The following is a 19,704-nucleotide window of genomic DNA, read 5'->3' on the forward strand; positions in this document are numbered from 1 at the left end:
ACCGGACCATGCAAACTCGTGATGACATTTTCAACACCCTGCGCGATGCCCTGGTCGAGCTGTTCGAACTGGACCCGGCCCGTGTGAGCCTGGACTCCAACCTGTATCAGGATCTGGAAATCGACAGCATCGATGCGGTCGATCTGATCGATCACATCAAACGCCAGACCGGCAAGAAAATCGCCGCTGAAGAGTTCAAATCGGTGCGTACCGTGGGTGACGTGGTCGAGGCGGTCTACCGTCTGGTTCAACCGGCCGCATGAGCCGATTGATCGGCCTCGGCCTGTTACTGGCCGGCCTGCTGTACCCCTTTGCGGTGTATTTCGGCATGGAGCACTTCGCCCCGTGGCAGTTCGGACTGCTGCTGGGCAGCCTGTGGCTGGCGCGGGCTCTGACCGGCGAGCGCAAGCCAGGCAGCCTGTGGATGGCCAGCGTGGCCATCGTGTTCTGCCTGCTGCTGGCGGTGTTCGACAGCCCAATGCTGCTGCGCTGGTACCCCGTGCTGATCAGCGGTTTCATGCTGGTGCTGTTCAGCCTGAGCCTGAAATTCGGCCCACCGATGGTCGAACGGCTGGCGCGGCTGCGTGAACCGCAGTTGCCCGCCAACGCGATTCGCTACACCCGCAAGGTCACCGTAGCGTGGAGCATCTTTTTCTTCTGCAACGGTTTGTGCGCCGCCCTCCTCACCCTGTGGGCGCCGCTGAATTGGTGGATGTTGTACACCGGCCTGATTTCCTACGGATTGATCGGCCTGATGTTTGCCATTGAATGGCTGATACGACAACGGGTAAGAGGCCGTACATGAACTGGATAAAACTTGAGCAGTTATTGCTCAAGGCGCTGCCGACGCGGGCGATCAGCCACGCACCTGCACTCGATCACGCGCAACTGCGCGAGCAAGCGCTACGCGTTGCCGCCGGCCTGCAAGCTCAGGGTGTACGGCGCTTGGCCGTGCATCTGGAAGACGCCGCCGATCTGGCCATCGCCCTGTTAGGCGCCTGGCGCGCAGGTGTCCAAGTGTTGCTGCCCTCGGATCTGCAAGCGCAGACCCGTCAGCGCTGGTCAGATGAAGTCGACCTGTGGCTGACCGATCAAAGCGGTGACAGCCATTTAGGGGACTTCGATCAGCCGCCATTGCCCGGCGCGGAACTGGATCTGGATGAGTGCCGCTTGAGCCTGTGTACTTCCGGTTCCAGCGGCGAGCCCAAGCGCATCGACAAATCCCTGCGCCAACTGGCCAATGAAGTCCACGCGCTGGAGCAGCTCTGGGGGGCGGATCTCGGTGAAGCCTGCATCATCGGCAGTGTCGCGACTCAGCACATCTACGGTTTGCTGTTCCGTGTGCTCTGGCCGCTGTGCGCCGGTCGAACGTTCGTGCGCAAGCAACTGGCCTTCTCCGAAGATTTGCAACGCGCCAGCCGCGAGCACTCGACCTTTGCCTGGGTCGCCAGCCCGGCGCTGCTCAAGCGCATGGGTGACAACCTCGACTGGCCGGCCCTGAGCGCAGTGCGCCGGGTATTTTCCTCCGGTGGCGCGCTGCCGGCAGAAGCCGCACAGAGCCTGCATCAACGCCTGCAACAGTGGCCGACGGAAATCCTCGGCAGCTCCGAAACCGGTGGCATCGCCTGGCGTCAGGGCGCAACGCTGTGGCAACCCTTCGCCGACGTCGAACTGACTCAGGACAACGACGGCGCACTGCTGATTGCCTCACCCTATCTGCCCGCCGGGCATGTCGAACACACCGCCGACGCTGCGCGCATCGGCGCCGATGGTCGTTTCGAACTGCTCGGGCGACTGGACCGGATCGTCAAACTGGAAGAAAAACGCATCTCGCTGCCAATGCTCGAGCACGCCCTGATCGCCCATGATTGGGTCGCGGAAGCGCGTCTGGGTGTGGTGCAGGAAAACCGTGCGTCGTTGGGCGCCTTGCTGGTGCTCAGCGAGTCGGGCCTGTTTGCCCTGCGTGAACATGGCCGCCGCAGCCTCACCGAAGCCCTGCGCAAGCACCTCAGCGAGCATTGCGAAGCCCTCGCGCTGCCGCGTCGCTGGCGTCTGCTGCGTCAATTACCGCTGAACAGCCAAGGCAAGCTGCCGCAGGCCGATGTCGAAGCGCTACTGCTGGCGCCCCGGCCGAAAGCCCCCGATGTGCTGGATCAGCTTGAAACCGACGGTGAATGGAGCCTGCAACTCAGTGTTCCACCGGACCTGGCCTATTTCAGCGGCCACTTCCCCAAAGCCCCGGTGTTGCCGGGCGTGGTGCAAGTGGAATGGGCGCTGAACCTCGGCCGCCAACGGCTGAACCTGCGCGGTACGTTTGCCGGCATGGAAGTGTTGAAGTTTCAGCAACTGGTGCGCCCTGGCGATGAAATTCAACTGCACCTGCGCTTCGATCCCGAACGCAACAAGCTGTATTTCGCCTATCGCAACGACACCGCCACCTGCTCCAGCGGCCGGATCTTGCTGGAGACCGCTCATGCATAACCCTTGCGCTGTGATCCCGGTCTACAACCACGAAACCGCGATCACCACCGTGGTCGACGCCCTGCTCGCCCAAGGCCTGCCGTGCATTCTGGTGGACGACGCCAGCACGCAATCCTGCGCGCGCGTACTTGAGGGGCTGGCCGAACGCGACAACGTTTTTCTGGTGCGCCTGACCGCCAATCAGGGCAAGGGCGGCGCGGTGATGACCGGCCTGCGCGAAGCCGCAAGACTGGGTTTCAGCCATGCACTGCAGGTCGATGCCGACGGCCAGCATGACTTGCACGACGTCGCTCGTTTCGTCGAAGAATCCCGAGCGCATCCACACGCGATGATCTGCGGTTATCCGCTGTTCGATGAAAGCGTGCCCAAGGGCCGTTTGTATGCCCGCTACCTGACCCACGTGATGGTGTGGATCAACACGCTGTCGCTGCAGATCCGCGATTCGATGTGCGGTTTTCGGGTGTACCCGCTGGCCTCGACGCTGGCGTTGATCAACTCGGCGAAAGTCGGCAAACGCATGGATTTCGACTCGGACATTCTGGTACGCCTGTCGTGGCGCAATCAGCCGATGCGCTGGCTGCAAACCAGCGTGCATTACCCGTTGGATGGAGTCTCGCACTTCCGTCTGTTCCACGACAACGCACTGATTTCCAGCATGCACACCCGGTTGTTCTTCGGCATGTTGCTGCGCTTTCCGCTGATCCTCTGGCGGCGGTGGCGCGCATGAATACCGAGACCGACAAAAAACACTGGGCCGACCGCGAGGAACGCGGCAGTTTCCTGTTGATGAAATTCACCGCGCTCGCCGCCAAAGTCCTTGGACGTCGGCTGCTGAGCCCATTGCTGTACGGCATCGTCCTGTACTTTTTCCTGTTTGGGCGAGTCGCGCGGCGCAGTGCCTGGCAATACCAGCAACGCCTGGCCGACTGGAGCCAGCGCGAAGACTTGCAGCCGAACCATTGGCAGGTGTTCGGCCAGTTCATGGCCTTCGCCGATTCGATGCTCGACAAGCTCGACGTGTGGAACGGCAAACTCAAAATCGAGCAGATCGAAATCATCGACCCGGCGCTGCTGCGCAATCAGTTGCGCGGCAGTCGCGGGCAACTGCTGGTCGGCGCGCACCTGGGCAATCTCGAAGTGTGCCGCGCACTGGCGGAGATCGGCGAAAAAGTCACCATGAATGTGCTGGTACACACCAAGCACGCCGAGCAGTTCAACCGTTTGCTCGGCGAGGCCGGGGCGACCAATCTGCGCCTGATTCAGGTCAGCGAACTCGACCCGGTGATCATGCTGCAACTGCACGAACGCCTGGAGCGTGGCGAGTGGCTGGCGATTGCCGGCGACCGCGTGCCTTTGCACGGTGGGCGCAGCGTGACCGTCGATTTCCTTGGCCACCCGGCGCCGTTCCCGCAAGGGCCATGGCTGCTGGCCGGTCTGCTCAAATGCCCGGTCAACCTGCTGATGTGCCTCAAACAACCCGACGGCCACTACCGCCTGACCCTCGAACCGTTCGCCGACGCCGTAGTGTGGAAGCGCAGCGAGCGCGAGCAGGTCATTCATCAGTGGGCGACCCGCTATGCGCAGCGCCTGAGTCACTATTGCCTCGAAGCGCCGCAACAATGGTTCAACTTTTACCCTTTCTGGAAGACCGATGACGACGCCAACCCATGAGCCGGTAACCTTCGGCGAACGCCCTTTGCGCATCGAAGACGTGCTGGCCCTGGCCAACCGTCAGGCGCCCGTGCAGTTGCAGAGCGACGCGGTTTACCGTGAACGCATCGCCAAAGGCGCACGGTTCCTCGATTCGCTGCTGGACAAGGAAGGCGTGATCTACGGCGTAACCACCGGTTACGGCGATTCCTGCGTGGTCGCGGTGCCGCTGCATCACGTCGAAGCGTTGCCGCGTCATCTCTACACCTTCCACGGTTGCGGCCTCGGCAAACTGCTCGACGCCCAGGCCACCCGCGCCGTGCTGGCGGCGCGTTTGCAGTCGCTGTGCCACGGTGTTTCCGGGGTGCGGATTGAACTGCTGGAGCGTCTGCACGCCTTCCTCGAATACGACATCCTGCCGCTGATCCCCGAAGAGGGTTCCGTCGGCGCCAGCGGCGACCTGACGCCGCTGTCCTACGTCGCGGCAACGCTGTCCGGCGAGCGCGAAGTGATGTTTCGTGGCGAGCGCCGTCAGGCTGCCGATGTGCATCGCGAACTCGGCTGGACGCCGCTGGTGTTGCGCCCCAAAGAAGCGCTGGCATTGATGAACGGCACCGCTGTGATGACAGGCCTCGCCTGCCTGGCCTACGCCCGCGCCGACTATCTGCTGCAACTGGCCACGCGCATCACCGCGCTCAACGTGGTGGCGCTGCAAGGCAATCCGGAACACTTCGACGAACGCCTGTTCGCCGCCAAGCCGCATCCGGGGCAAATGCAGGTCGCCGCGTGGCTGCGCAAGGATCTGGCCATCGACGCGCCGACTGCGCCGCTGCATCGCTTGCAGGATCGCTATTCGCTGCGCTGCGCCCCGCACGTGCTCGGCGTACTGGCCGACAGCCTGAACTGGCTGCGTTCGTTCATCGAGACCGAACTCAACAGCGCCAACGACAACCCGATCATCGACGCCGAAGCCGAACGTGTCTTGCACGGTGGGCACTTCTACGGCGGGCACATTGCGTTCGCCATGGACAGCCTGAAAAACCTCGTGGCCAACGTGGCCGACCTGCTCGACCGTCAACTGGCGTTGCTGGTGGACGAGCGTTACAACCACGGTTTGCCGAGCAACCTGTCCGGCGCTACGGCTGATCGGGCGATGCTCAACCATGGCTTCAAGGCTGTGCAGATCGGCACCAGCGCCTGGACCGCCGAAGCGTTGAAAAACACCATGCCGGCCAGCGTCTTCTCGCGCTCCACCGAGTGCCACAACCAGGACAAGGTGAGCATGGGCACCATCGCTGCCCGCGACGCGATCCGCGTGCTGGAACTGACCGAACAGGTTGCCGCCGCCACGCTGCTGGCCGCGAACCAAGGCGTGTGGCTGCGAGGTCAGGCCGCAGACGCTCGGCCACTGCCACCCGCACTGGCCGCGATGCACGAGGAACTTGCCCATGACTTCCCGCCGGTCATCGAAGACCGTGCACTGGAAGGCGAACTGCGCCTGTGCCTGCAACGCATCGCCGCGCAACACTGGAGGTTGCATGCGTAGTGCCGGAGTGCTTCACGCCGATACGGAAATCCTCGTACCGTTCTTTGACGTCGATACTCTGCACGTGGTCTGGCACGGCCATTACGTCAAATACCTCGAAGTGGCGCGTTGCGCGCTGCTGGACAAGATCGGCCACAACTACACACACATGGTCGAGTCCGGTTACGCCTGGCCGATCATCGACCTGCAACTGCGCTATGTGCGTGGCGCGGTGTTCGGCCAGAAGCTGAACGTGCGCGCCAGCCTGGTCGAGTGGGAAAACCGTCTGAAGATCAACTACCTGATCACCGACCTGCAAACCGGCGAACGCCTGACCCGCGCCAGCTCGGTGCAGGTCGCGGTCGAGGTCTGCAGTCGCGAGATGCAACTGGCCTCGCCGAAAGTCTTCACCGATGCCGTGGAAAGGATGCTGCGATGAACCTGCTTCTTGGAAGTCTCGGCGCGCTGGCGCTGCTGGCCGTGTCGACGTTGGCCAACGCCTTCGACCTGCAACAGCTCAGCGAGCAACTGGCCAAACCGGACGTAATCCACGGCCAGTTCATTCAGGAAAAACACCTGCGCGCCCTGCCTCAGCCGCTGGTCAGCAAGGGCCGTTTCGTCCTCGCCAAAAACCTTGGCCTGCTCTGGCGACTGAAAACCCCGCTGCAGCAGGACTACCGCATCAGCGCCAAAGGCATTGCCCGGCGTGACGCCAGTGGCTGGCAATGGCTGCCGAACAAAAGCGCCGGGGCCGAACAGAACCGTTTGTTCCTCGCTGTATTGCAAGGTGATAGCAGTGGTCTGCAACGGGATTTCGAACTGGCCCTGAGCGGCGATGCGCAGAAGTGGACACTGACCCTGACCCCGCGCTCGTTATTGCTCAAGCAAGTGTTCAACCAGATCAACATCAACGGCGGCGCACTGGTGCAAACCATCGAACTGCTGGAAACCCAGGGCGACAGCACTGTACTGCGCATGCAGGACAGCACCGCCGACCAACCGCTGAGCGACGCGGAGCAACATGACTTTGCCGAGTGAACGCAAGCTGCCGTGGCTGTTTCTGATCCTGCTGCTGGCGGTGATCGCACTGGCCGGTTGGCAGTGGCGCGACGGTGCGCCGTTGTCGGCCAACCTGATGGAACTGGTGCCGGGCACAAACCCGGACGCCCTCCAATTGCGCGCCGAACAACGCATGCAGGAACCGCTCAACCGCGAAATGCTGGTGCTGGTCGGCCACACTGATCGTCAGAAGGCGTTGGCCATGGCCCAGACCCTGGGCGAGCAGTGGCAAGCCAGCGGACTGTTTGAAACCGTGCAGTGGAACCTGCAAGCAGACCTGCCGGCCCTGCGCAAACAACTGCTGGACGGTCGGCTGGCGATGCTCTCGGCGGATGATCGGCAATTGCTGAGTGAACATCCCGACGCCTTCATCCAGCAACGGGTGCAGGCGCTGTACGACCCCTTTACCGGCTTCAGTCTGGTCCCCAGTCAGGATGACTGGCTGGGCCTGACCGGGCGCATCCAGAACAGCCAGCCCAAGCACGGCGCAGTGCAACTGGACATCGGCAGTGGTGCATTGGTCGCTGATGCCGACGGCAAGAACTGGGTCATGCTGCGCGCGCGCACCACCGGCAACGCCTTCGACATGAACCTGCCGCTGCAAGTCGCCGCCCTGCTGCAAAACAGCCGCGAGCAAGCGGCTGAATCAGGTGTGCAACTGCTGGCCGCCAGCGGTCTGCTGTACGCGGCCAATGGTCAACAGCAAGCCACTCGCGAGATGACCTGGGTCGGCGGCGGTGCCACCCTCGGTATTCTGTTGCTGCTATTGCTCGCCTTCCGCCGATGGCAGGTGTTGCTGGCATTTATGCCGGTGCTGGTCGGCATGTTGTTTGGTGCGGTGACGTGTGTGGCGCTGTTCGGCCACATGCATGTGATGACCCTGGTATTGGGCTCCAGCCTGATTGGCGTTGCGGTGGATTACCCGCTGCACTACCTGTCCAAGAGCTGGAGTTTCAAGCCCTGGCGCAGTTGGCCGGCCTTGCGTCTGACCCTGCCTGGGCTGACATTGAGCCTGATCACCAGCGTCATCGGTTATCTGGCACTGGCGTGGACGCCCTTCCCGGCGCTGACGCAAATTGCCGTGTTCTCCGCCGCCGGATTGCTCGGTGCCTACCTCTCGGCGGTGTGCCTGCTGCCGGCGCTGTTGCGCAATGTCGAACTGCGCCCGGCACAATGGCCACTGCATCTGGCCGAGCGTCTGGTGAATCTGCGAGAACGACTGCTTGAACACATCTGCACACCGGTGCTGTTGGCACTGCTGATCGCCTTCTGCATCGGCGGCCTGGTGCAACTGCAAAGCAAAAACGACATCCGCCAATGGGTCGGCACGCCACAACGCCTGACCGATGAAGCGCAGACCATTGCACGCATCACCGGCTATCAACCGACCAGCCAGTTCTTCCTGATTCGCGCCGCCAATCAGCAGCAATTGCTCGAACGTCAGGCCGCACTGAGCGGGCGCCTGCAACAACTGGTCAACCTCGACAAGCTGCAAGGTTATCTGGCGCTCGATCAACTGGTCAGCCCGCCAGGTCAGCAGCAGACAGTGCGTGATGCGTTGAGCCAACTGGCGCAGCACTGGCAACCACTGCTCGACCTCGGCGTGCCCCTCGCCGCGCTGCAAAACGAGCTGCAACAGCTACAAAATCTACCCGCCAAGGACATCGACGCCGCGCTGGCCGGCCCGCTTGGCGAACCCTATCGCACGCTGTGGCTGGGCCCAACCGAGCACGGCGTTGCGGCAATGACCAGCCTGCAAGGCCTGAACAACCCGGCGCTGTTGCGGGTGCAGACGCAAGACCTGCCGGGCGTTGTCCTGGTGGATCGTCTCGGCAAGCTCAATGATGTTTTCGCCGCGACCCAGGTCAGCGCCGCCGAACTGAAACTCGCCTCCTGCGTGTTGATCGTGCTGGTGCTGATCGTGCCGTTCGGTTTAGGCGGCGCATTGCGCATCGTGGCCCTGCCATTGCTCGCTGCGCTGTGCAGCCTGGCCAGCCTTGGCTGGCTCGGCCAGCCGCTGACCCTGTTCAGTCTGTTCGGCTTGTTGCTGGTCACGGCCATCAGCGTCGATTACGCGATCCTCATGCGTGAGCAGGTTGGCGGCGTGGCGGTCAGCCTGCTCGGCACGTTGCTGGCCGCCGTGACGACGTGGCTGTCGTTCGGTCTGCTGGCGGTGTCGAGTACACCGGCGGTGAGCAACTTCGGTCTGTCAGTGAGCCTCGGACTGGCCTTCAGCTTCATTCTTGCCCCTTGGGCCGGGCGTCATGTCCACACGCCCCTGAATACCACCGCCATCGCGCCCGAGAGTTCACATGCCCATCATTGAAACGCAGCGTCGCCAGGTCGTCATTATCGGCGCTGGCCCCTCCGGCGCCATCGCCGCCGCGCTGCTCAAGCGCAAGGGCCACGATGTGCTGGTGATCGAGCGCCAGCACTTCCCACGCTTTTCCATCGGTGAAAGCCTGCTCAGTCATTGCCTGGATTTCGTCGAAGAGGCTGGCATGCTCGACGCCGTCAACGCCGCTGGCTTCCAGCGCAAGACCGGCGCGGCGTTTGCCTGGGGCGAGCGCTACAGCGCGTTCGATTTCAGTGACACCTTCACCGACGGCAAACCGACGACGTTCCAGGTGCAACGCGCCGATTTCGACAAACTGCTGGCCGACCAAGCGGCGCTGCAAGGTGCTGAAATCCGCTATGGCGATGCCATCGTCGGCGTCGATTTCGACCGGGCGAAACCGCAGCTCGAGGTGCGCCGCGAAGACGGCAGTGAGTACCGCCTCGAGGCGGATTTCGTGCTCGATGCCAGTGGTTACGGGCGCGTGCTGTCACGTTTGCTCGATCTGGAGGCGCCGTCGAATTTCCCGGTGCGCCAAGCGGTGTTCACCCACGTCGAAGACCACATCGACCACCCGGCCTTCGACCGCGAAAAAATTCTCGTCACCACCCACCCGCAACATCGCGATATCTGGTTCTGGACGATCCCGTTCAGCCACGGCCGCTGCTCGGTGGGCGTGGTCGCCGCCGCAGAACATTTCGCCGGTCGCGATGCAGATCTCGATGCCTGCCTGCGCGGTTTCATCGCCGAAACGCCAAGCCTCGCCCGTGTGCTGAACAACGCGGTGTGGGACACCCCGGCGCGAACCCTCGGTGGTTATGCGGCGAATGTGAAAACCCTGCATGGCCCGGGCTTCGCTCTGCTCGGCAACGCCGCGGAATTTCTCGACCCGGTGTTCTCCTCGGGCGTGACCATCGCCATGCGTTCGGCGAGCATGGCCGCCGCCGTGCTGCACCGTCAGTTGCAAGGCGAAACCGTCGATTGGCAGCGCGAGTTCGCCGAGCCGCTCAAACGTGGCGTCGACACCTTCCGCTGCTACGTCGAGGGCTGGTACGCCGGCACCTTTCAGGACGTGATTTTCTATGAAGACAGTCAGGCGGAGATTCGCCGGATGATCTGCTCGATCCTCGCCGGCTACGCCTGGGATGAGCGCAACCCGTTCGTCAGCGAAGCGCGCCGCCGGTTGAAGATGATTTCCGAACTTTGTGCAAAGGACGCCCCATGAGTTACCTGAGCGACAACTATGTCGAAGAAACCCGCTTCGGTTTCTGGTTCCTGCGCAGCCACACCTGGCAGCACCATGTGTTACGTGTAGCGATCAACGATCTACGCAGCCTGTTCAGCGAAACGCTGCCCGCGAACCCGGTGCTGCTGGACGCCGGCTGCGGCCAGGGCAAGTCGTTCCGCCACCTGAGCCAGACCTTCGCCCCGCAACGTTTGATCGGTATCGACGCCGATCCGCACAGCCTTCAATTGAGCGGTGAAGAAGCGGCGCGGCAGGGTTTGGACGTCGAGTTGATCGGCAGTGATTGCGCAACCCTCAACGTGCCGGATGCCAGCGTTGATCTGCTGTTCTGTCACCAGACGTTCCATCACCTGGTCGAACAGGAAAAAGCCCTGGCCGAGTTCTATCGCGTGCTCAAACCGGGTGGCTATCTGCTGTTCGCCGAGTCAACCGAGGCCTACATTGATACGTGGGTGATTCGTTGGCTGTTCCGCCATCCGATGCATGTGCAGAAGAGTGCAGCGCAGTATCTGCAGATGATTCGTGAACAAGGTTTCGAGTTTGGCGAGCGCAATGTTTCGTACCCGTATTTGTGGTGGAGCCGCTCGAAAGATTTTGGCTTGCTGGAACGGTTTGGATTGCGCAAGCCCAAGCCGTTTGGCCAGCGGGAGGAAACGTTGGTGAACGTTGTCGCCCGAAAACCATTAGCAGGGGCTTGCTGATGCAACACCTGACCTGTGGGAGCGGGCTTGCTCGCGAAAGCGGTGGATCAGCTTGCATTGATGCCGGATGTGCCGACGCCTTCGCGAGCAAGCCCGCTCCCACAGGGGTTGTGGTGTGGCTGGTATTGTTGGTAACGGCCCTGTTGAGTGGTTGCGCCAGCCAGGCGCCACTGCCGGCGGGCAACCCTGCTTTGCCACTGCCCCTGCAATTGCACATCGAGCAACTCCAGGACGATCAGCGTCAGGACTGGCTCTTGGTGATCCAGCGCGAGGGCCTCGGCATTCGCTGGTCGATGATGGACCCGCTGGGCATTCCTCAGGCGCGCCAGCAATTGATCGACGGTCATTGGCAGCCCGATGGTCTGCTGCCGCCCAACCCGCAGGCTCGGGAGCTGTTCGCCGCGCTGTTGTTTGCCCTGACCCCGTCCGGCGAACTGCTACGCAATTACCCCGCCGCGCAGCAGCACGACGGGCAACGTTCCCTGGCGCCGCGCTGGAACATTCGTTATTCACAACCGTTGAGCTTCGATGTGAACCTGCCTCAAGGCCCGCACTATCGCGTGTCCCCACTCGGTGAACCGACGCCATGACTGCCTACCTGAATGCCCTCGGCGTGATCTGCGCCCTGGGTCGCGACAAGCAAGAAGTGGCCCGCAAGCTGTTTGCCGGCGATTGCTCGGGCATGTGCAGTGAATCCGGCTGGGTGCCCGAGCGTGTGTTGCCGGTAGCGGCGGTACACGGTGAACTGGCGCCGATTCCCGCAGCGCTTCATGACCAGAGCAGCCGCAACAATCAACTGTTGCTGGAAGCCGCGCTGCAGATCCGCGAAGACATCGATCAGGCGATCCAGACCTTTGGCCGCGAGCGCATCGGCGTGGTGCTCGGCACCAGCACCTCGGGCATCGACGAGGCCAGTCGTGGCCTGGCGCACTTCATTCGCGAGCAGCAGTTCCCGGTCGAGTATGACTATCGGCAACAGGAACTCGGCGCCCCGGCCAACTTCCTCGCCGACTGGCTGCAATTGAGCGGCCCGGCTTATGTGATTTCGACCGCCTGCACCTCCAGCGCCCGCGCCTTGATGAGCGCACAGCGCCTGCTTGATCTGGGCCTGTGCGACGCGGTGCTGTGCGGCGGTGTCGACAGCCTGTGCAAACTGACCCTCAACGGTTTCTCGTCGCTGGAAGCCATGTCCGACGAGCGCTGCAATCCGTTCTCGGCCAACCGCAACGGCATCAACATCGGTGAAGCAGCGGTGCTGTTCGTCATGAGCAAGCAACGGGGCGACGGCCCGGCCATCGCCTTGCTCGGGGCGGGTGCCAGCTCTGACGCGCATCACATTTCCGCCCCGGAACCGAGCGGCCGCGGTGCACTGCAAGCGATGCACAAAGCCTTGAGTCGCGCCCACCTGCAAGCCGCGCAGATCAACTATCTGAACCTGCACGGCACCGCGACCCAACACAACGACGCCATGGAAAGCCTGGCCGTCGCCACGCTGTTTCCCGACGGCGTGGCCTGCTCATCGACCAAACCGATGACCGGTCACACCCTTGGTGCGGCCGGTGCGCTGGAAGCCGCTTTCTGCTGGCTGAGCCTGAGTGCCGACAATCACGAACACGCACTACCACCGCACGTCTGGGATGGCCAGGCCGATCCCGCGCTGCCGCCGCTCAAATGGGTGACTGCGAACGCACGCCTGACGTCCATTGCACCGCGCTACCTGATGAGCAACTCGTTTGCCTTCGGGGGCAACAACGTCAGCCTGATTATCGGAGACGCCCCATGACCGACTGGCCGCTCGCCGAATTACTGCCGCACGCCGGCGACATGATCCTGATCGACCAAATCATCAGCTTCGATGAAGAGCAGATTTACACCCGGCTCACGGTCAAACCTGACAGCCTGTTCAGCCTGCCCGACGGTAGCCTGCCCGCGTGGGTGGGCATCGAACTGATGGCGCAAAGCGTCGCTGCCTTCGCCGGTTGCCATGCACGATTGAAAGGCAATCCGGTGGAACTGGGCTTCCTGCTCGGCACGCGCAAGTTCGAGTGCAACGTCGCCGCGTTCGCCGCTGGCAGCGAGTTGACCGTTCACGGCATCCGCTCGCTGGAAGACGACAACGGCATGGGCGTGTTCGAATGCCATATCAACGCTGACGGCATCCACGCCAGCGCCCGGCTGAATGTATTCCGCCCACCTGCGGCGGCTGATTATCTTGAACAGAAAAAGGCGTCGAACGATGACTGAATCCGTACTGGTCACCGGCTCCAGCCGTGGCATCGGCCGCGCCATTGCGTTGCGCCTGGCGCAAGCCGGGCACGACATCGTCCTTCATTGCCGCAGCGGCGTTGCCGAGGCGCAAGCGGTACAGGCTGAAATCGAAGCGCTGGGCCGCCACGCGCGCATCCTGCAATTCGATGTAGCCGATCGCGAAGCCTGCAAAAGCATTCTTGAAGCCGACGTCGAAACCCATGGCGCGTATTACGGCGTCGTGCTCAACGCCGGCCTGACTCGCGACGGCGCTTTCCCCGCGCTGAGCGACGACGATTGGGACGTGGTACTGCGCACCAACCTCGACGGTTTCTATAACGTCCTGCACCCGGTGATGATGCCGATGATCCGCCGCCGCGCCGCTGGTCGCATTGTTTGCATCACTTCGGTGTCGGGATTGATCGGCAACCGTGGCCAGGTCAACTACAGCGCCTCCAAGGCTGGCGTGATCGGTGCGGCGAAAGCGTTGGCGATCGAACTGGGCAAGCGCAAAATCACCGTTAACTGCGTCGCGCCGGGCCTGATCGACACGGCGATGCTCGACGAAAACGTGCCGGTGGAAGAACTGATGAAAATGATCCCCGCACAACGCATGGGCACCCCTGAAGAGGTGGCCGGTGCGGTGAATTTCCTGATGTCGGCGGAAGCCTCGTACATCACCCGCCAGGTCCTGGCGGTCAACGGAGGCTTGTGCTGATGAAGCGCGTTGTCGTCACCGGCATGGCCGGCATCACCTCGCTGGGCAGCGACTGGGAAACCATCTCGGGCAACTTCGCGGCCAACCGCAGCGGCATTCGGCGGATGGACGAGTGGGATCGCTTCAGCGAGCTCAATACGCGTCTGGCCGGGCCCATCGATGATTTTGTCGTCCCTGCACATTGGACGCGCAAACAACTGCGCAGCATGGGCCGGGTGTCGCGACTCGCCGTCGGCGCGGCGGAACAAGCCCTGGCCGACGCCGGCCTGCTCGGTGACGCATCGATCAAGGACGGGCGTATGGGCGTGGCCTGCGGGTCGTCCACCGGCAGCACCGACGAGATCAAGGCGTTCGGCAACATGCTGCTCAACTCGGTGGCCGAGGGCCTCAACGCCAACTCCTACGTGCGCATGATGCCGCACACCACAGCGGCGAATATCAGCATCTTCTTTGGCCTCACCGGGCGCCTGATCCCGACGTCCAGCGCCTGCACCAGCGGCAGTCAGGGCATCGGTTATGCCTACGAGGCGATCAAGTTCGGCCGCTTGCCGCTGATGCTCGCTGGCGGTGCCGAAGAACTCTGCCCGACCGAAGCCATGGTCTTCGACGCGCTCTACGCCACCAGCCTGAAAAACGATGCGCCACAAACCAGCCCACGCCCGTACGACAAGGGCCGCGATGGTCTGGTGATAGGTGAAGGCGGCGGCATGCTGGTCCTTGAAGAGCTGGAACATGCTCTGGCGCGCGGTGCGCACATCCACGCCGAGATCGTCGGTTTCGGCAGCAACGCCGACGGCCAGCACACCACACGCCCGGAACAAGTGACCATGCGCCGTGCCATGGAATTGGCGCTGGAAGACGCCGGCCTGACGCCGCAGGCCATCGGTTATGTAAATGGCCACGGCACCGCTACAGAACAGGGCGACATTGCCGAAACACTGGCGACCAGCAGTTTGTTCGGTGAACGCATGCCGATCAGCTCGCAGAAGAGTTTCCTCGGCCACACGCTCGGGGCCTGCGGGGCGCTGGAGTCGTGGTTCAGCATCGAGATGATGAATCGCGACCTGTACGTGCACACGTTCAACCTCGACGAGGTCGATCCGCACTGCGGCAAGCTCGACTACCTGCGCGGTGAATTCCGCCAGATGAGCAACGAATACGTGATGAACAACAATTTCGCTTTTGGTGGCGTCAACACCTCGTTGATTTTCCGCCGCTGGCACTGACCGCAACACGTTTGGAGTGAAGGGAATGACTCAGTTTCACCGCATCGCCGCTCTGTTGGCACTGGCTTTTGTGCTCGGCGGTTGCACCAGCAAACCGGTTTACAACGCCAAGGAAGAGTTCTCGCCCAACCTCGGTTTCACCCAGCAACAGATGAGCCGCGCCATCGTTACCGCGCTCAACGACCGCCAGTGGGTCGTGCAATCGGTGCGTCCGGGCATGATCAAAGCGGCGATCACCGTACGCGGTCGTCATCACGCCGAAGTCGACATTCCGTTCACCCCGACTTCGTTCGAAATCGACTACCGCAGCAGCTACGGCCTCGATGCCAAGGACGGCAAGATCCACGGCAACTACAACCGCTGGGTCAACCGCCTGCGCGACAACGTACTCAAGGAGCTGTCGATCAACCCGGACATCGAGTTCGTCAACGACCTGGGCATCGTCAAGCAAGGCGCCGACGAACCGACCTACCTGAGCTTTCGCGAAGGCGTCAAACGCGCCACCGACGCCGGCCTGCTGGACGGCAGCGTGAAGTTCTACCTGGCTGGCGAAACCCTGCCCAAGCAAGTGCGCAAACTCGACACCGTGAGCAGCAGCCGCAAGACCAACGGCTCGAACAAGTCCGACGAAGACGCCTGCTTCTGGGCCCTGCAATCGGCGCTGGCGACCCTGCAGAACGCCGCGAAAAAAGCTGACGCCAACGCCGTGATCAACATCGCCAGCGTCGACCAGCGCGACCTGTACAAAGACACCGAAAAATTCCAGTGCCGCGCGGGGATGCTGGTTTCCAGCGTGGCGTTGCGTGGTGACCTCGCGCACGTGGATTGATTGAATAAGGTCATGTAGTGAGTGGGGTTATCCCCCTCGCCACAGAGGGCGCCATTCAGCACCCTCTGTTCATCTATTTCACAAAAAAATACACATAAGGAAAGCTCAGCGTGTCATTTCGGAAGCGTCTGACACGCAGTACATTTTCTACTCTGTAAGGTTGATGCCGCCGCGATCAAGCGGCACACCCCAAGGACGAAAAAATGCGTAAAAAAGCGGTTATCGTTTTCAGCGGCGGCCAGGACTCAACAACCTGTTTGATCCATGCCTTGCCGAAGTACGACGAAATTCACTGTATTACGTTTGATTACGGACAGCGTCACCGTGCTGAAATCGACGCCGCGCGGCAACTTGCGCAGGAATTGGGCGTTACCGCCCATAGCGTGTTAGACGTAAAACTGCTTAATGAACTAACTGTCAGCAGCCTGACACGCGACAACATTCCAGTTCCGACCGCTAACAAATCCGGTAGCGAATTGCCCAATACTTTCGTGCCAGGAAGAAACATACTGTTCCTGACTTTGGCCTCGATTTATGCCTATCAGGTTCAGGCGCAGACTGTAATTACGGGTGTCTGCGAAACGGATTTTTCTGGTTACCCCGATTGTCGTGATGATTTTGTGAGGGCATTGAATACAGCTATCAAGTTAGGCATGGAGTATGAGTTACAACTTGAAACGCCACTAATGTGGCTGACTAAATCCGAGACTTGGGCACTAGCCGATTACCATGACCAATTGGAATTGATTCGCGAACGGACGCTGTCTTGTTATAACGGGATAAAAGGCAATGGCTGTGGAGAGTGTGATGCCTGTAGTCTTCGCTCGAAAGGACTTGAAGAGTTCATGAAAAACAAGAAAAAACTTACGAACAGCATGAGATACAGATTGAGATTGAACTAATCTCAAAAACGAATTGAGGGCGAGAAGGGGTCGACCCGCTCGCCCGCTCTGTAGTCATGCGATCTGACTTTGCACGACGAATTTCTTGAAGAGCGATCTTGCACCGTATGCGGGAAGAATATTAAAAAACGCAAAAAACATCTTTACGGTTATCTGCACCACCACTATTGACATTATCTCTGCTTTTCCCAAAGCACCAGAAAAAGCTATAAAACAAAAAAGAACACTATCAATTAAAACCGCAAAGAAAGTACTTAGAAAAACCCGCAAGAAAAGATACTTCGAGTTCGTTAACTGCTTAATTTTACATAATAGGTATGAATTCACATACTCAGAAAAAAGAAACGACACAGATGAAGCCAATAAAACCGAAGACACATGCGATACTACCTCACTGTATGGGCCGTCAAGCTTCCAGCCCGGTAAGCCGGGCATCATTTCTGCTGCACTTAACAACAAGATAATCAGTGCATTGCTTAAAAACCCGAAAAAAATCGCTCTTCTTGCCAGCTTGAATCCATACAATTCATTAAGCATATCAACGACTAGAAATGTTAAAGGATAAAGAAACACCCCAGGTGTTAAAACGACATCCAGATCCTCTAAATATATTAACTTTGTCGCGCCAATATTGGAAAACACATATAACACCAAGAGCAAAAGATTTAGTGCAACATAGACCATCCAAGATTTTTCGTGACGATCAGCCATATCATAGGCAGTCAGCGCCGCCCCCATGGAATAATACTTCCTATATATACTTTTTACTTCCCTCCTACTAAGGTCATCTATCACATCGCTTTTCACCAACTCCGCCAACTTAATCTTTATCAGTTTTCCCGTTGAGATCACCATAATTACCGCAAGTTTTTTATCAGATTCAAATGCCAGCAATTTATATTTTTCGTTATCAATCTCAATATTTCCCGACATTAAGCCTCTCCTCCACCAAATCCCCAACGACCCCTATCTCATTAGACTCGACATCTGAGTTGGCGACGATGGATAACCTTCCCGTAAGCTTGTTATAAACGAGCTTTTCTCCGCGACTAGTCGACGCCCCCTTTCTGACGATCAAAAGATCGCCAACCTCGTTAGCCCCGCTAATTTCGTTCTCCAAAAGTACACCTATAAGATTACTGACCGTTCCGAAGTAGTAGGTCAACGGATGAGACACGGCTAACTCTCCAATCCGTTTGTCCAGATTTTGCAAAAGATCGCTTTCTCTGATAACAGGAACCGCGGCCGGATTCATGTTTCCATGAAGGGAAACAGTAGATTCGATGATTTCTCTCTCTTCAAAATTGACTGTTTCAATCTCCTTGTACGACACACCGAAGAAATCCGATATTTTGCGAATCGTAGACTGCTGTACGTTAACAACTCGACCCTCGAGGATATTGTAGATGGTCGTTCTGGTCAGTCCGCTAGAGTTGCACAGTGAAATACGCGTCTCACCGCGACTCTCTATGAGGTACTTAATATTCCGCTTTAGTTTTTCTGCCTTCTCTTTCTTATGCATTTATATCTGCCAATCACTGAATAGTTTCTAATACACTAGCCGGGTGTAGCAGTTTAAAAAAGCCACCCTTCGAAAGAACGCAAAGCAGTCACACCAAAACCGGATTGTACATCTACAACGACGCGTTTAAGTCAATGTTGAATATCTTCAGGCAGCCATAGGACAAATCCCACAATAAAACCAGATGATACTTACAGTAATTTCTAATGAATCATTTAATTACATAAATGTTCAATTATTTGGTTAATAATAACGAAGTTTCTGGTTATAACTTACTACGTAGGCAGTACCTCATCGTTACCAATTAACTACGAAAGGCCGGAAGGGATGCCGCATTTCTTGAGCCTTCAGGGAGATTTCAAAATGAAAAAAAACAATCCCGATCGTCCGCGGTCTCCAAACAACAAAGGCGGCACCATCGATACCCCTAAGCTATCCGCAACCACCGAAGCCCTTTTCAGTAAACGCTTGCGCAACCCAACTCAAGTCAGCCATATGTTCACCATCCTTCCGAACGTGGATAACGAATCCATCCTCTGCCACGCCTGTGAGAATCTCGCTTCGCTGAACGTTATGGCCACCGATCTTGCGGGCGAGCTGCAGCGATCACAGCGCAACATTGCTCTGGCCATTCAGCAATTCGCTGTGCTTTGCGAGTTAGCGGTGAATCGGGCGCTGGATAACCTTGACCCGCCGCAGGGTTTTGCTTGAAAGCCCCCTACAACTACTAAGTCACCGTTTTTTTCGCCAAATGGAGGTTTTTTGTCATGGATCGATACCTGCCCATCACCGGCATCGACTGCAAAATCGCATCGCTGCTGATCGACACCGAAGCACCGCTGGACGTATTGCACGAAACCGCTGCGCACCGTATTCGCGACCCAACTGCTGGAAAACCTCGCGCACGAGGAAGGGGTTTACAGCGAGTTGGCAAAGGTGCTGGTGACGTCCTTACGCGACGGCTGCGATTTGCTCGATGTCATCGGATGGCGCTTACAGCAGCAAATGTCTACATAGAGAGAATTGCAATAAACGACAAGGGCGCCATTCCAGACTGTGTGAAAACACACTGATGGTGGTTTCAAGCAAACGCCCCGACTTGTTCGGGGCGTTTGCTTTTGTGCGGACGGCAGACAAAAAAGGGCGTTTCAGCCCATCAACGCCATCAACTGACGTGCGCCGAGCACGTTAATCGCTCTTTTCAGGTTATAGGCGTTCACCGCCAAGGCCATTTCGGCTCTCGCCCCCTCGAGCTGTCGCAGC

The 19,704-nt window shown here is 59.4% G+C and carries 21 protein-coding genes and 1 pseudogene; 20 read left to right on the forward strand and 2 right to left on the reverse strand.

Annotated features, from left to right (window positions below):
* The first annotated feature begins 8 nt into the window (after positions 1-8).
* The 18 genes from AACY18_RS16220 to queC all read left to right on the forward strand — a co-directional run bounded on the left by AACY18_RS16220 (position 9) and on the right by queC (position 16,919).
* Entirely contained in the window at positions 9-263 is a 255-nt protein-coding gene (locus AACY18_RS16220; protein WP_064388843.1) for an acyl carrier protein, read from the forward strand.
* Positions 260-805, forward strand: coding sequence for a hypothetical protein (locus AACY18_RS16225; protein WP_339432239.1), 546 nt, complete (start codon positions 260-262; stop codon positions 803-805). The genes AACY18_RS16220 and AACY18_RS16225 overlap by 4 nt, the downstream gene beginning before the upstream one ends.
* Positions 802-2,481 carry an AMP-binding protein gene (locus AACY18_RS16230; RefSeq protein ID WP_339432238.1) on the forward strand — a complete coding sequence of 560 codons (1,680 nt, stop codon included), beginning with the start codon at positions 802-804 and terminating at the stop codon, positions 2,479-2,481. The genes AACY18_RS16225 and AACY18_RS16230 overlap by 4 nt, the downstream gene beginning before the upstream one ends.
* A complete protein-coding gene (locus AACY18_RS16235; RefSeq protein WP_339432237.1) occupies positions 2,474-3,208 on the forward strand; it encodes a glycosyltransferase family 2 protein in 735 nt (244 codons plus the stop codon). The genes AACY18_RS16230 and AACY18_RS16235 overlap by 8 nt, the downstream gene beginning before the upstream one ends.
* The gene (locus AACY18_RS16240) at positions 3,205-4,152 is read left to right on the forward strand and encodes an LpxL/LpxP family acyltransferase (protein ID WP_339465381.1); all 948 of its coding nucleotides are present in this window, start codon (positions 3,205-3,207) and stop codon (positions 4,150-4,152) included. Before AACY18_RS16235 ends, AACY18_RS16240 begins: the two co-directional genes overlap by 4 nt.
* Entirely contained in the window at positions 4,133-5,677 is a 1,545-nt protein-coding gene (locus tag AACY18_RS16245) for an HAL/PAL/TAL family ammonia-lyase (RefSeq protein ID WP_221731283.1), read from the forward strand. Before AACY18_RS16240 ends, AACY18_RS16245 begins: the two co-directional genes overlap by 20 nt.
* Positions 5,670-6,095 (forward strand): acyl-CoA thioesterase, encoded by a 426-nt coding sequence (locus tag AACY18_RS16250; RefSeq protein ID WP_339432234.1) that lies wholly within the window; start codon positions 5,670-5,672, stop codon positions 6,093-6,095. The genes AACY18_RS16245 and AACY18_RS16250 overlap by 8 nt, the downstream gene beginning before the upstream one ends.
* Positions 6,092-6,694: an outer membrane lipoprotein carrier protein LolA gene (locus AACY18_RS16255; RefSeq protein ID WP_339465383.1), complete on the forward strand. Its 603-nt coding sequence runs from the start codon at positions 6,092-6,094 to the stop codon at positions 6,692-6,694. The genes AACY18_RS16250 and AACY18_RS16255 overlap by 4 nt, the downstream gene beginning before the upstream one ends.
* Positions 6,678-9,041: an MMPL family transporter gene (locus tag AACY18_RS16260; RefSeq protein WP_339465384.1), complete on the forward strand. Its 2,364-nt coding sequence runs from the start codon at positions 6,678-6,680 to the stop codon at positions 9,039-9,041. Before AACY18_RS16255 ends, AACY18_RS16260 begins: the two co-directional genes overlap by 17 nt.
* Positions 9,028-10,275 (forward strand): NAD(P)/FAD-dependent oxidoreductase, encoded by a 1,248-nt coding sequence (locus AACY18_RS16265; protein ID WP_339432231.1) that lies wholly within the window; start codon positions 9,028-9,030, stop codon positions 10,273-10,275. Before AACY18_RS16260 ends, AACY18_RS16265 begins: the two co-directional genes overlap by 14 nt.
* Positions 10,272-10,997, forward strand: coding sequence for a class I SAM-dependent methyltransferase (locus AACY18_RS16270; RefSeq protein ID WP_339432230.1), 726 nt, complete (start codon positions 10,272-10,274; stop codon positions 10,995-10,997). The genes AACY18_RS16265 and AACY18_RS16270 overlap by 4 nt, the downstream gene beginning before the upstream one ends.
* Positions 10,997-11,587, forward strand: a complete 591-nt coding sequence (locus AACY18_RS16275) for a hypothetical protein (protein ID WP_339465385.1) — start codon at positions 10,997-10,999, stop codon at positions 11,585-11,587. Before AACY18_RS16270 ends, AACY18_RS16275 begins: the two co-directional genes overlap by 1 nt.
* On the forward strand, positions 11,584-12,780 hold the full coding sequence (locus AACY18_RS16280; protein ID WP_339432228.1) for a beta-ketoacyl-[acyl-carrier-protein] synthase family protein: 1,197 nt from the start codon (positions 11,584-11,586) through the stop codon (positions 12,778-12,780). The genes AACY18_RS16275 and AACY18_RS16280 overlap by 4 nt, the downstream gene beginning before the upstream one ends.
* Positions 12,777-13,241 (forward strand): hotdog family protein, encoded by a 465-nt coding sequence (locus AACY18_RS16285; protein ID WP_339432227.1) that lies wholly within the window; start codon positions 12,777-12,779, stop codon positions 13,239-13,241. The genes AACY18_RS16280 and AACY18_RS16285 overlap by 4 nt, the downstream gene beginning before the upstream one ends.
* The gene (gene fabG / locus AACY18_RS16290) at positions 13,234-13,962 is read left to right on the forward strand and encodes a 3-oxoacyl-ACP reductase FabG (protein ID WP_221731292.1); all 729 of its coding nucleotides are present in this window, start codon (positions 13,234-13,236) and stop codon (positions 13,960-13,962) included. The genes AACY18_RS16285 and fabG overlap by 8 nt, the downstream gene beginning before the upstream one ends.
* Positions 13,962-15,188: a beta-ketoacyl-ACP synthase gene (locus AACY18_RS16295; protein WP_339465386.1), complete on the forward strand. Its 1,227-nt coding sequence runs from the start codon at positions 13,962-13,964 to the stop codon at positions 15,186-15,188. The genes fabG and AACY18_RS16295 overlap by 1 nt, the downstream gene beginning before the upstream one ends.
* Before the next feature lie 25 nt (positions 15,189-15,213).
* The gene (locus tag AACY18_RS16300) at positions 15,214-16,017 is read left to right on the forward strand and encodes a hypothetical protein (protein WP_339465388.1); all 804 of its coding nucleotides are present in this window, start codon (positions 15,214-15,216) and stop codon (positions 16,015-16,017) included.
* A 203-nt stretch (positions 16,018-16,220) separates the two neighbouring features.
* Positions 16,221-16,919 carry a 7-cyano-7-deazaguanine synthase QueC gene (queC, locus tag AACY18_RS16305; RefSeq protein WP_339432224.1) on the forward strand — a complete coding sequence of 233 codons (699 nt, stop codon included), beginning with the start codon at positions 16,221-16,223 and terminating at the stop codon, positions 16,917-16,919.
* Positions 16,920-16,973: 54 nt separating this feature from the next.
* Here queC and AACY18_RS16310 read toward each other — a convergent pair whose 3' ends face one another.
* Positions 16,974-17,852 carry a queuosine precursor transporter gene (locus AACY18_RS16310; protein WP_339432223.1) on the reverse strand — a complete coding sequence of 293 codons (879 nt, stop codon included), beginning with the start codon at positions 17,850-17,852 and terminating at the stop codon, positions 16,974-16,976.
* A complete protein-coding gene (locus AACY18_RS16315) occupies positions 17,836-18,441 on the reverse strand; it encodes a helix-turn-helix transcriptional regulator (protein WP_339432222.1) in 606 nt (201 codons plus the stop codon). Before AACY18_RS16315 ends, AACY18_RS16310 begins: the two co-directional genes overlap by 17 nt.
* Before the next feature lie 363 nt (positions 18,442-18,804).
* Between AACY18_RS16315 and AACY18_RS16320 the strand changes: the two genes are divergently transcribed.
* Complete coding sequence (locus AACY18_RS16320; protein ID WP_339432221.1) at positions 18,805-19,152, forward strand: DUF6124 family protein; 348 nt, start codon at positions 18,805-18,807, stop codon at positions 19,150-19,152.
* Between the two features lie 56 nt (positions 19,153-19,208).
* Positions 19,209-19,458: pseudogene (locus tag AACY18_RS16325) on the forward strand (hypothetical protein).
* The last annotated feature ends 246 nt before the right edge of the window (positions 19,459-19,704 follow it).

It is taken from the genome of Pseudomonas sp. EA_65y_Pfl2_P74, assembly GCF_963970575.1.
Lineage (GTDB): Bacteria > Pseudomonadota > Gammaproteobacteria > Pseudomonadales > Pseudomonadaceae > Aquipseudomonas > Aquipseudomonas baetica_A.

Excerpts from the sequence above, each read along its gene's own strand:
- AACY18_RS16255 (WP_339465383.1), top strand. The coding sequence starts at position 6,092 with ATGAACCTGCTTCTTGGAAGTCTCGGCGCGCTGGCGCTGCTGGCCGTG.
- AACY18_RS16230 (WP_339432238.1), top strand. The coding sequence starts at position 802 with ATGAACTGGATAAAACTTGAGCAGTTATTGCTCAAGGCGCTGCCGACG.
- AACY18_RS16275 (WP_339465385.1), top strand. The coding sequence starts at position 10,997 with ATGCAACACCTGACCTGTGGGAGCGGGCTTGCTCGCGAAAGCGGTGGA.
- AACY18_RS16265 (WP_339432231.1), top strand. The coding sequence starts at position 9,028 with ATGCCCATCATTGAAACGCAGCGTCGCCAGGTCGTCATTATCGGCGCT.
- AACY18_RS16315 (WP_339432222.1), bottom strand. The coding sequence starts at position 18,441 with ATGCATAAGAAAGAGAAGGCAGAAAAACTAAAGCGGAATATTAAGTAC.
- fabG (WP_221731292.1), top strand. The coding sequence starts at position 13,234 with ATGACTGAATCCGTACTGGTCACCGGCTCCAGCCGTGGCATCGGCCGC.
- AACY18_RS16245 (WP_221731283.1), top strand. The coding sequence starts at position 4,133 with ATGACGACGCCAACCCATGAGCCGGTAACCTTCGGCGAACGCCCTTTG.
- AACY18_RS16240 (WP_339465381.1), top strand. The coding sequence starts at position 3,205 with ATGAATACCGAGACCGACAAAAAACACTGGGCCGACCGCGAGGAACGC.
- AACY18_RS16310 (WP_339432223.1), bottom strand. The coding sequence starts at position 17,852 with ATGTCGGGAAATATTGAGATTGATAACGAAAAATATAAATTGCTGGCA.
- AACY18_RS16320 (WP_339432221.1), top strand. The coding sequence starts at position 18,805 with ATGAAAAAAAACAATCCCGATCGTCCGCGGTCTCCAAACAACAAAGGC.
- AACY18_RS16285 (WP_339432227.1), top strand. The coding sequence starts at position 12,777 with ATGACCGACTGGCCGCTCGCCGAATTACTGCCGCACGCCGGCGACATG.
- AACY18_RS16280 (WP_339432228.1), top strand. The coding sequence starts at position 11,584 with ATGACTGCCTACCTGAATGCCCTCGGCGTGATCTGCGCCCTGGGTCGC.
- AACY18_RS16250 (WP_339432234.1), top strand. The coding sequence starts at position 5,670 with ATGCGTAGTGCCGGAGTGCTTCACGCCGATACGGAAATCCTCGTACCG.
- AACY18_RS16260 (WP_339465384.1), top strand. The coding sequence starts at position 6,678 with ATGACTTTGCCGAGTGAACGCAAGCTGCCGTGGCTGTTTCTGATCCTG.
- AACY18_RS16225 (WP_339432239.1), top strand. The coding sequence starts at position 260 with ATGAGCCGATTGATCGGCCTCGGCCTGTTACTGGCCGGCCTGCTGTAC.
- AACY18_RS16300 (WP_339465388.1), top strand. The coding sequence starts at position 15,214 with ATGACTCAGTTTCACCGCATCGCCGCTCTGTTGGCACTGGCTTTTGTG.
- AACY18_RS16295 (WP_339465386.1), top strand. The coding sequence starts at position 13,962 with ATGAAGCGCGTTGTCGTCACCGGCATGGCCGGCATCACCTCGCTGGGC.
- queC (WP_339432224.1), top strand. The coding sequence starts at position 16,221 with ATGCGTAAAAAAGCGGTTATCGTTTTCAGCGGCGGCCAGGACTCAACA.
- AACY18_RS16270 (WP_339432230.1), top strand. The coding sequence starts at position 10,272 with ATGAGTTACCTGAGCGACAACTATGTCGAAGAAACCCGCTTCGGTTTC.
- AACY18_RS16220 (WP_064388843.1), top strand. The coding sequence starts at position 9 with ATGCAAACTCGTGATGACATTTTCAACACCCTGCGCGATGCCCTGGTC.
- AACY18_RS16235 (WP_339432237.1), top strand. The coding sequence starts at position 2,474 with ATGCATAACCCTTGCGCTGTGATCCCGGTCTACAACCACGAAACCGCG.